The sequence below is a fragment of the Pseudomonas sp. Pseusp18 genome, assembly GCF_059506005.1.
This window is the reverse complement of record NZ_CP169240.1, coordinates 4,414,956-4,425,055: the sequence shown is the minus strand read 5'-3', so window position 1 is coordinate 4,425,055 and position 10,100 is coordinate 4,414,956. Positions and strand designations below refer to the sequence as shown.

Genomic DNA, 10,100 nt, shown 5'->3' with positions numbered 1-10,100 from the left:
AGTAGCAGAAAAAAAGGCCGACGCCCAATGCGTCGGCCTTTTTTTTGAATTTTTGCGCAAATGATAAATAAACTCATTCCGGTTTTTGCACGGTGCTGCGTCTTACTTACGTAAGCAGATAAATCGAGCCGGGCAGGGTAGCCACAGGGTTCAGTTTTTCCCAGCCGTACACATTTTTACCGCTGCCCGGACAAACGATCGAGCCCGGGGAGGGGCCGGTCATCGACTTGCGACGTGTTGCCCGAGATGGCAGCCGATCCAGGCGGTTCACAGGTCCAGGCAGCGGCAGGGCACTCGGTTGCCCATGGATCCTATCCATTTCAATTAAAAATAGAGAGCACGATGTCAGCAATTCATGAGTTGAAACCTCTGTTCAAGGCCTTGGTCATTGCCCGAACCCTGCGCTCGCGTCGCTCGTTGGCCGGCCTGGGCATGGCTTGCCTGCTGCCGCTCAGCGCGCAGGTCCACGCCGAAGACTTCACCCTCGACATTCCTGCCCAGCCTTTGCCCCAGGCGCTGCAGGCGTTTGGCACGCAGACCAATCAGCAGGTGATCTACAGCGCCGATGACATGGCCGGCCTGCGCAGCACACGCGTCAGCGGCAAGTTGAGCAGCGAAGCGGCGATTGCCCAATTGCTCAAGGGCACGGGCGTGCACTACAGCTTTGAAGGCAACACGCTGATGGTGGTACGCGGCAGTTCGACCGAGGGTCTGGAACTGGGCGCTACCACCATCAACGCGCAACAGGTGGGCGCGACCACCGAAGGTTCGAATTCCTACACCTCGAATGCCGTGACCATCGGCAAGGGCACCCACACCCTCAAGGAAATCCCGCAGTCGGTCACGGTGATGACCCGCAAGCAAATGGATGATCAGGAAATCGTCGATCTCAAGGACGCGGCCAACAAGACCACCGGACTGGTTGGTGCCCAAGGCGTTGGCAGAGGTTTGATCCTCTCTTCGCGCGGTTTCCAGATCGATGACTGGCAGTACGACGGTGTGCCGATCCCGCGCAACACTTACGCGCTGGGCAATTGGGCCACGCAGGACTTGATTTTCTTCGACCGCATGGAAGTGCTGCGCGGTGCGTCGGGCTTGCTGCAAGGCACCGGCAGCCCGGGTGGCGCAGTCAACCTGGTGCGCAAGCGCGGTCAGGCCACACCGACCGTGACCCTGACCGGCAAGGCCGGCTCCTGGGATCACTACGGTCTGCAACTGGACGCCGGCGGGCCGTTGAACCAGAACGGCACCATTCGTGGACGCTTCGTGGCCGATCAGGACGACACCCACACGTTCGTTGATTCCGAATGGTACAAGACCACCTCGCTGTACGGCGCGCTGGACTTCGATCTGAGCGAAGCCACCACCGTGGGCGTGGCGGTCAGCCAGTCCGACGGCGAATCGCGCTCGAATGTCCGCGGCTTCCCGCGTTACTCCGACAGTAAACCCATCGACCTGCCGCGCAGCACGTACACCGGGGCGAAGTGGAACCATTCGGATATCGACGTCACCACGCTCTACACCGATCTGGAACACCGTTTCAACGACGACTGGGCCTTCAAGATCGGCGCCGTGCGCATGACGGAAACCAACAAGGCGAAGAACCAGCGGGTGCAATCCACCGGCGATGGCATCAATCCCGATGGCAGCGGCGTGCAATACGCGGACTTCGTGACGGACATGGACTCCACCAAAGTCGCTCTGGACATGAACCTCACCGGCAAGTTCGAAGCCTTGTCCATGCCGCAGGAAATCATGGTGGGCGGCAACTATTCCAAATACACCTCGGACGACAAATACGCCCGAACCTTCAATGACAGCTCCGACAATATCTTCGACATTGATCACAACCGTCCGGAGATCAGCTACGAAGGCTTGATCAATAGCCCCGGTGGTCGTGGGACTCCCAGCCAATACGACATCCGCCAGAAAGGCCTGTACGGCAGCTGGCGGGTCAAGCCTGTTGAAGACCTGACCCTGGTGCTCGGCTCGCGCGTCAGTTGGTACGACTACAATTACAAGTCTTCGACCCAGACCGCGACCGGCATTACAGAAGATCCAAAAAGTACCGCCACCGAAACCGGGGAAGTCACGCCCTATGCCGGTGTCGTCTATGACCTGAGCCGCGAATGGGCGGTCTACGCCAGTTACACCGACGTATATACACCGCAGACCGAACGCGATACCGCCGGCGCGGTACTCAAACCGATTATCGGCAGTAACTACGAGATTGGTCTCAAGGGCGAGTTGATGGATGGCCGGATCAATACCTCCGTGGCCCTGTTCCGTTACGACCAGGAAAACCGTGCCGTTCTCGATACGCAGGGTGCGCAAACCTGCGACGGTTGGTTTTGCTCGACGGCATCGGGCAAAGTGCGCAGCCAGGGTCTGGACGCCGAAATCAGCGGCGAAGTGATCGACAATCTGCAACTGTTTGCCGGCTACACCTACAACACCACCAAATACCTCGACGACCCTGACAACGAAGGCAAAATCTTCAGCTGGTGGACGCCTAAACACATGCTGCGTGTGTGGGGCAATTATCAGTTGAGCGGCGACTGGAGCCGTGTGAGTACAGGCCTGGGCTTTACCGCACAAACCCACACGATAGGTTTCGACCACTCCGTCAACGTTCCGGGTTACACCGTGTGGAATGCCCGCGTCGGTTACCAGCTCACCCCGGAAATCGAGCTGGCGATGAACGCCAACAACCTGTTTGACAAGACCTACTTCGCAGCGGCCTACAACCAGATCAACGGCAACAACAACTACGGTGATCCACGCAACGTGATGTTCAGCGTGAAATACACACCGCAGTTCTGAGTCCTTTGCACTAGCGTCAAAGTCCCGGTCCGCGCCCTTTTACCAGGGGCGCGGGCTAATCTTGTAGCAGCTGCCGAGCAGCGCGAGGCTGCGTTCGGCTGCGCAGCAGTCGTAGACCCTAAATGCACGGTGTATCTGACAGACTGCAGTGCCTGATTTCACGACTGCTTCGCAGCCGAACGCAGCCTCGCGCTGCTCGGCAGCTGCTACGGTATTGCCGGAAGCACAAACAAAAACGCAGAAGCCATGGCTTCTGCGTTTTTGTTTGCCGTCGCTTGGTCAGCTACATGACTCGCCCTGGCAGCCGAGGAACACTTCGGTAAACGACTCCAGTAGCGACTCGCTGTAGATCATGCTGCGGTGCGGCAGTGGTGAGTGGATCGAGGTGTGCAATTGGCCTGTCACGTTGTGGGCCATGAGCAGTTGTTCCGAATACAGCACTTGCTCCAGGGTTTTATGCGACAGCGACCACCAGCAACTGGCCTTGACCTTGAGCAGCGGCAGCGAGAAGGCATTGAACGCGTCCACCAGGCGATCGTGAATCGCATAGGCCTGGGCGTTCATGATCTCCTGCTTGATACCTTCCAGGGTCGCGATCATCTCTTGCTCGCCGGTGGCCGTCTGTTCGCTGGCCCAGCGATAGAAGGCCTTGAGGTCGGCCGTCGGGTTCCGGGCGATGAAGCTCGCCGCCGCCGGTTCCAGATGCGCGAACATCAGGTTGAATACTTCCAGTGCCGCCAGCAGTTCGTTTTCCACGCTGAGGTGGTTCGGGTTGTCTTCTTCCAGAGGCTTGCGCGGCAGGTCGGCAGGCAGGTCACGTTCCGGCAGAGTGGTGTCGACGAGGCCGAGGAAGGTCACTTCCTTGCCCTGGCGTTCCAGGTGGGCGGCGACGTCCATGGCAATCGCGCCACCCAATGACCAGCCCATCAATCGATAGGGACCGTGGGGCTGCTTCTCGACGATCTGTGCGCTGTAGTCGGCAATCATCTGCGCCCAGCTCTGTGCGTTCGAGTCTTTGTCGGCAAAGCCTTTGTGCATCACGCCGAAGGTCCGGGCATGGGCACTGAGTTTTTTCGCCAGCGGCTGATAACAGAACACGATACCGCCGCTGGGGTGCAGGCAGAACAGTGGCGGTGCCGACGCTGTCGAGGCATTGAGTTCGACCACGCATTGCACATGCTGCTGATGCTCCAGGGCGATGAATCTGGCCAGTGCCTGGACATTGGGGTGAGCCAGCATGTGTTGCAGCGCCAGTTTGATGCCCAGGCGCGCGTTAAGGGTCGAGATGAATTGAATGGCCAGAATCGAATGGCCACCGAGTTCGAAAAAGTTGTCGTCCAGGCTGACACGCTCGACCTGCAACGCTTCTTGCCAGAGTTCGGCGAGCGCCTTTTCCAGGGGCGTTTCAGGAGCAATGAAGTGCCGCTGCGTCTGGCTGAGGTCGGGCTGCGGCAGGGCCTTGCGGTCGAGCTTGCCGTTGGGGCTCAACGGCATGGCGGCCAGTACCAGCAGATGGTTGGGCACCATGTAGTCCGGCAGATTGGCCTTGAGCTCAGCCTTGAGGGTTTCGCGCAGGTCGAGTTGTTGCTGCTCGCTCAGCGAGTCGCTTTGGGCCACGACATAGCCGACCAACTGCAAACCCACCGCGCCTTCCCGGGCAACTACTAACGCTTCGCGGACCTGCGGCGATTGCAGCAGGCATGACTCGATTTCCCCGAGTTCGATGCGGAATCCGCGGATCTTCACCTGGTGATCCAGCCGGCCTGCATACTCGATCACACCGTCGGCGCGATAGCGCGCCAGATCGCCGGTGCGATAGAGACGACCGCCGCCCTGAACATCGAACGGGTCGGGGATGAAGCGCTCGGCCGTGAGCTCAGGTCGCTTGAAGTAGCCGCGTGCGAGCAGGTCGCCGGCAATCACCAGTTCACCGACGACGCCCACCGGCACTGGCTGGCCGCCGGCATCGAGCAGGTAAATCGCCCGTCCGGCCAGAGGCTGGCCGATCGGCATGCTTTTGGGCAGGGCGATTTGCCCTGTCACGTAGTCGCTGCAATCCAGCACCGTGGCGCTGACTGTCGTTTCCGTCGGCCCGTAGGTGTTCAGCAGCTTCACGTGCCCAAGGCCGGCCTTGCCCCAGGCCGCCACGCCCTCCGGTGGCATCGCTTCGCCACCGACGATCACTTGCCGCAGTGCACCGTAGTCGCGCTGACCGGCAGCGGCGAAGTCCTTGGCCAGCATGTTCCAGTAGGTGGTGGTCAGGTCGCTGACGCTGAACTGTTTGTCGAGCAGTTCGCGGTACCAGGTTTCACTGTCCCAGATATCCGGCCCGCGCAGCACCACCGAGGCGCCGCAGATCAACGCCGGGTAAAGCTGCTCGACAAAGGCATCGAAGTTGAACGTGGCGAACTGCAGGGACCGGTCCTGTGCGGTCAGGCCGAGAAACTCCAGCGCCACCTGGGCGTGACGGGTCAACGCCGCCTGGGTGATGCCGACCCCTTTGGGACGACCGGTAGAGCCGGACGTGAACATCACATAGGCGAGGTTTTGGCCGGTGGTGCGGCAGGGCGGGTCAAGTGCGGGCAGCGTCCCCCGGACATCGATGTCGTCGACGCAGCGTCGCTGGACGCCGGGCATCGATGGCAGCCGACCAAGCAGCGAACGCTGACTCAGCAACACGCTCAGGCCACTGTCTTCAATCATCCAGGCCAGGCGTTCCTGCGGATAATCGGGATCCAGCGGGACATAGGCGCCGCCAGCCTTGAGCACCGCCAGCAGGCTGATGATCATCTGCGCCGAACGCTCCACGGCAATGCCCACCAGCACTTCCGGTCCGACACCCTGTGCAATCAAGGCGTGGGCCAGACCATTGGCGGCGGCGTTGAGCTGGGCGTAACTGAGCTGAAGATCGTCGCAGATCAGCGCCACCGCGTGCGGTGTGGCCAGCGCCTGGCGTTCGAACAATTGATGCACGCCTTCCTCGGGTTGGGCCGACACGGGCGGGTTCCACTGCTGCAACTGCACCTGTCGCTCATCCTCGCCCAGCAACGGCAGGTCGCCGAGCGCGCGATCAGGATCATCGACCAGTGCCTGTAGCAGATTCTGCCAGTGCCGGGCCAGACGCTCGATGGTTACAGGGGTGTAGAGATCGCGGCTGTATTCCAGGCTCGCTGCCACGCCGTGTGGCGAGTACGTGACGTCCAGTGACACATCGAATTTGGCCTGGCTCGACCCCGCGTCAAGGAACTCCAGCGTCAGTCCGTCCAGATCGATGTGCGCCGGCTCTGCGCTGTCGGCACGCCAGTTGAACAGCACCTGGAACAGTGGATTGGCTTGCGCGCTGGCCTGCAATTGCAGGGCATCGAAACTCAACTCCAGCGGGTAATCCGCGTGGTCCAGCGCCGCCAGGGATTCACGGCGCAGGCGCTGCAGGAAATCGCTGGCGGACAGCAACGGATCAAGGCGTACGCGGTACACCTGACTGCTGACAAAGAAGCCGACCAGCGCTTGGGTTTCGCTGCGATTGCGCGTGGCATTCGGCACGCCGACGGTAAAGTCCTGCTGACCGCTGTAACGGCTCAACAACAGTTGCCAGGCCCCGAGCGCGACTACGAACGGCGTCAGGCCCTGTTGCTGGCAGAAGCGGTTCAGGGCAGCCGAAAGTGACCCCGGCAGTTCGAACTCATGCTGGCCGGCCGGATGGCGGTGTTGCGCGCTGCGGGGGAAATCCACCGGCATATCCAGGGTCGGCAACGGAGTGCCGAGGTAGTTTTGCCAGTAGTCGGCGCTGTTGGCGCAGGTTGCGCTATGCAGGTAGTCACCGCGTTGCCAGGCGGCGTAGTCGGCGTATTGAATCGCCGGACGTGGCAGCGGCGGGGCGTCTGCGTCGCTGGCCTGCGCGAAGGCACGGTTCAGGTCCTGCATCAGTATCGCGTTGGACCAGGCATCGGAGACGATGTGGTGCATGTTCATCAGCAACAGCTGTTCTTCGGTGCCGATCTTGAGCAAGGTCGCGCGCATCAGCGGCGCCTGGCGCAGGTCGAACGGCGTGCCGGCCTGGGTCTCGATACGTAGCGCGATCCGATTGGTGCGGGCTTCGTCCGACAAACCTGACAGGTCTTCATGGCCGAGCACCAGTGTTGCCTGCGCATCGACCACCTGCATGGCGCAACCATCGATTTCGACGAAGGCACTGCGCAAAATATCGTGACGCTCAAGCACCTTGTTCAGGGCTGTTTCCAGCCGCCGGGGCGCCAGGGGGCCGGTGATGCGCATGACACGGGGCAGGTTGTAGGCGGCGTTGTCCGGTGACAGTTGCTGGAGAAACCACAGCCGCTGCTGGGCGAAAGACAGCGGCGCCGGGCGCTGGTTGGCGCGGGCGGTTATCCCTTGGGGTTGATCACCGGCATCGGCCAGCAACAGCGCCAGTACATCATCATCGATCAAGTCGTTCATCGGGGCTCTCGTAGTCGGCGGTGGATCGTTCAGGCGGTCGCCAACGGTTTTTTTTGCGCGACGAGCTTGCCGCCTTCCATTCGCACCAATTGGTCGGCGACATCGAAGTAACGGTCGTCGTGGGAAATGACGATGATGGTCTTGCCCAGGTATTTGAGTTCCGGCAACAGCTCGGTGTAGAAGATGCGCCGGAAGGCCGGGTCCTGGTCGGCCGCCCACTCGTCGAACACCAGCACCGGGCGTTCTTCCAGCCAGGCGTTCAACAGGGCCAGGCGTTTGCGCTGGCCGGTGGACAGGTCGGTGGTGCTGAAGGCGCCATCGCGGATGCTGACCTTGTGCGAGATTTCCAGGCGTTCCAGGTAACGGTTGGCGTCTTCGGGAACGTTCTGCTCGCCTTGCACCAATTCGTCGAACAGGTAGTAGTCGGCGAAAATCGTGGTGAACAACTGGCGATAGTCGTCGCGGCTATGCGCCAGGACCGGCTTACCGTTAAGGATGATTTCCCCGCCCTGGGGCGCATACAGCCCCAGCAACAACTTGATCAGCGTGGTCTTGCCGCCGCCATTCTCGCCGACGATAAACACGATCTCGCCCTGAGCGATGGACAGGTTGACCGGTCCGAGGGCGAAGGGCTTGCTGCCGTCCACCGCCGGGAAGGCGAAATGCACATCGCGCATTTCAAGGTGTTCGACCACCGGTTTCGGCGCGTCTTTGTCACTGAGCAGCAGGTGCGGTTCCGGCGAGGAAAACTGCTCCGCCAGGTCGGCAATGCGCTTGAACGCAATGTTGGCGCGGCTGACCACCGGCAGGGTGGTGACCAGGTATTCCATCGGGCCTTTCATGTACAGCAGCACCAGCACGAACCCGCTGAGCACCGCTTTATCGGTGCCCAGCCACAGCGATTGCAGGGCCAGCGCCAGGCCGATCACCACGAAAAACAGCATCGAGCCAAGGGTCTTGGCCACCACGAAGGTGTTGACCGCGCGGATGTGCGTGTTGCAGATGAAATCAGCGGTGCCTTCGATACGTTGGCTGAACATGCGTTGGCGGCGCGGACGATGGATACGCAGTTCCTTGGCGCCGGCGGCAATCGCGCTGTAGTGCTTTTGCAGTTCGTCCTCGGCTTCGCGAGCCGCCTGGAAACCCTTGATGCCCTTGGTCCGGGCCACGTATTGCAGCGCGGTGCCGATCACCAGGGCCACCAGCAACAAGGCAAACATCGGCAACGACAGGTAGGCCAGGTAGCTCAGGCAGCCGAGGGTGACGGTGAACGCAATGGCCAGCGGCGCGAAGGAAAAGGCGAAATCACTGACGGTGTCGACGTCATGGGTCAGCACCGGAATCAGTCGATAACTGCGGAAGCGCTCGATCTGTTCGATCGGTGCCAACAGGACTTTTTCCCCCAGGGATTTACGCAGCCCGGCAATGATGTGTTGCCCGACATGGTTGGTGCCGATGTCCGACAGGATCGACGTCAGCAACGCCACCGCGCACAGGCCGATAAAGGTTGCCAACACTCGGGTTGACGGGGTGGCGGCGGCGTTCAGCGCGTCATTGATGGTCGCCAGTAACGCGGTGATGCTGAGGCCGCCGAGCATGCCGAGCATGATCGACACCACAACGATGACCCGGAAAGGCCTGAGCAGGCCGAGGACTTCACTGAAGGCTCCGCGGGATTTTGAGGTCATGGAAGTTTCCGCTTCAAGTGCCGCTAAAGGGCAAAGGTTCAAGAGTTTGGCTGCTTAAAAGACGAAACCCGTGGGCGACGATTTAGCCGCGCACGGGTTTGTTGCAGGTCATGCGACAGCAGGTGGGAGCCTCAAAGATCCCGCGCGACGCGAAAACCGATCCAGTCGCCACGGGTGTCGGGGTAGGTGGCATTACGGTTGCCCGAACGCGAGAACACCGGAGCTTCGCCCCAGTCATTGCCGCGAATGCGCCGGGCCGTGCATTCGCCGGTCAACCAGGCGCTGCCATCGCTGGGTGCACCGACGTAGTTGTCGTTGTAGCAATCGGCGGTCCACTCGTAGACGTTGCCGTGCATGTCGTACACGCCGAAGGCGTTGGCCGGGAAACTGCCCGCCGGAGAGGTGAAGTTGTAGCCATCGGCGGCGCCGTAGGTGTTGGCGTGTTTGGCGATGCTGTATTCCTTGCCTTCATCGAACGGGAAGGGGAACGGGCCGCTGCTGCCTGCGCGGGCGGCATACTCACGCAGCGATTCGCTGACCAGTCGATAGTGTTTGCCGGTCTTCTTCGAGAGCCAGGCCACGTAGGCATTGACCTCGGGGAAGTTCATGCACACCGCCGGATGCCTGGCCGTACGTTCATAGCGCGGCACGCCAGCCTTGCACTCGCGGCCTGGCCGGGTGTCGCCGTCGGGCATGACGTAACCGCTGTCGCGCAGGTACGCGTCCCACTCGCCGGCCAGCACCTGAAAGCGACTGATGGCCAGCGGTTTGGCGAAGGTCACCGGGTGCAACGGACCTTCGTCGGGCTCGCGACCCACCTCATTGTCCGGGGTGCCCATGGTGAAGGTCCCGGTGGGCAGCACGACCATCTCTGGGCAGTCCTTGCAGTCCTTGAACACCTTGCCGGGCTGGGCGGGTGCGGCAGCCTGAGCGGCGCCGGGCAGCAGGCCTGCAACCACGGCGGCGAAGGCCAGTGCGGGGAGCGTCTTCAGGGAAAAGCTACGCAGCTCACTGTTCATCATTGCTCTCGATAAAAAGTTGAAAGGAATCAGGGGGGCAACTTCCGCCGCGACACAAATCTCTGTAGCAGCTGGCGAAGCCTGCGTTCGGCTGCGAAGCAGTCGTAAAATCAGA

General features: G+C 61.2%; 4 protein-coding genes. 1 reads left to right on the top strand and 3 read right to left on the bottom strand.

The window, feature by feature from the left end:
• The first annotated feature begins 342 nt into the window (after positions 1-342).
• Positions 343-2,823, top strand: coding sequence for a TonB-dependent siderophore receptor (locus ACEN9A_RS19765; protein ID WP_258670066.1), 2,481 nt, complete (start codon positions 343-345; stop codon positions 2,821-2,823).
• Positions 2,824-3,102: 279 nt separating this feature from the next.
• Here ACEN9A_RS19765 and ACEN9A_RS19760 read toward each other — a convergent pair whose 3' ends face one another.
• The 3 genes from ACEN9A_RS19760 to pvdO all read right to left on the bottom strand — a co-directional run bounded on the left by ACEN9A_RS19760 (position 3,103) and on the right by pvdO (position 9,985).
• Complete coding sequence (locus tag ACEN9A_RS19760) at positions 3,103-7,278, bottom strand: non-ribosomal peptide synthetase (protein WP_258670063.1); 4,176 nt, start codon at positions 7,276-7,278, stop codon at positions 3,103-3,105.
• Between the two features lie 29 nt (positions 7,279-7,307).
• Complete coding sequence (locus tag ACEN9A_RS19755) at positions 7,308-8,966, bottom strand: cyclic peptide export ABC transporter (protein ID WP_258670049.1); 1,659 nt, start codon at positions 8,964-8,966, stop codon at positions 7,308-7,310.
• A 131-nt stretch (positions 8,967-9,097) separates the two neighbouring features.
• On the bottom strand, positions 9,098-9,985 hold the full coding sequence (gene pvdO / locus ACEN9A_RS19750; RefSeq protein WP_258670023.1) for a dihydropyoverdine dehydrogenase: 888 nt from the start codon (positions 9,983-9,985) through the stop codon (positions 9,098-9,100).
• Positions 9,986-10,100: the final 115 nt, after the last annotated feature.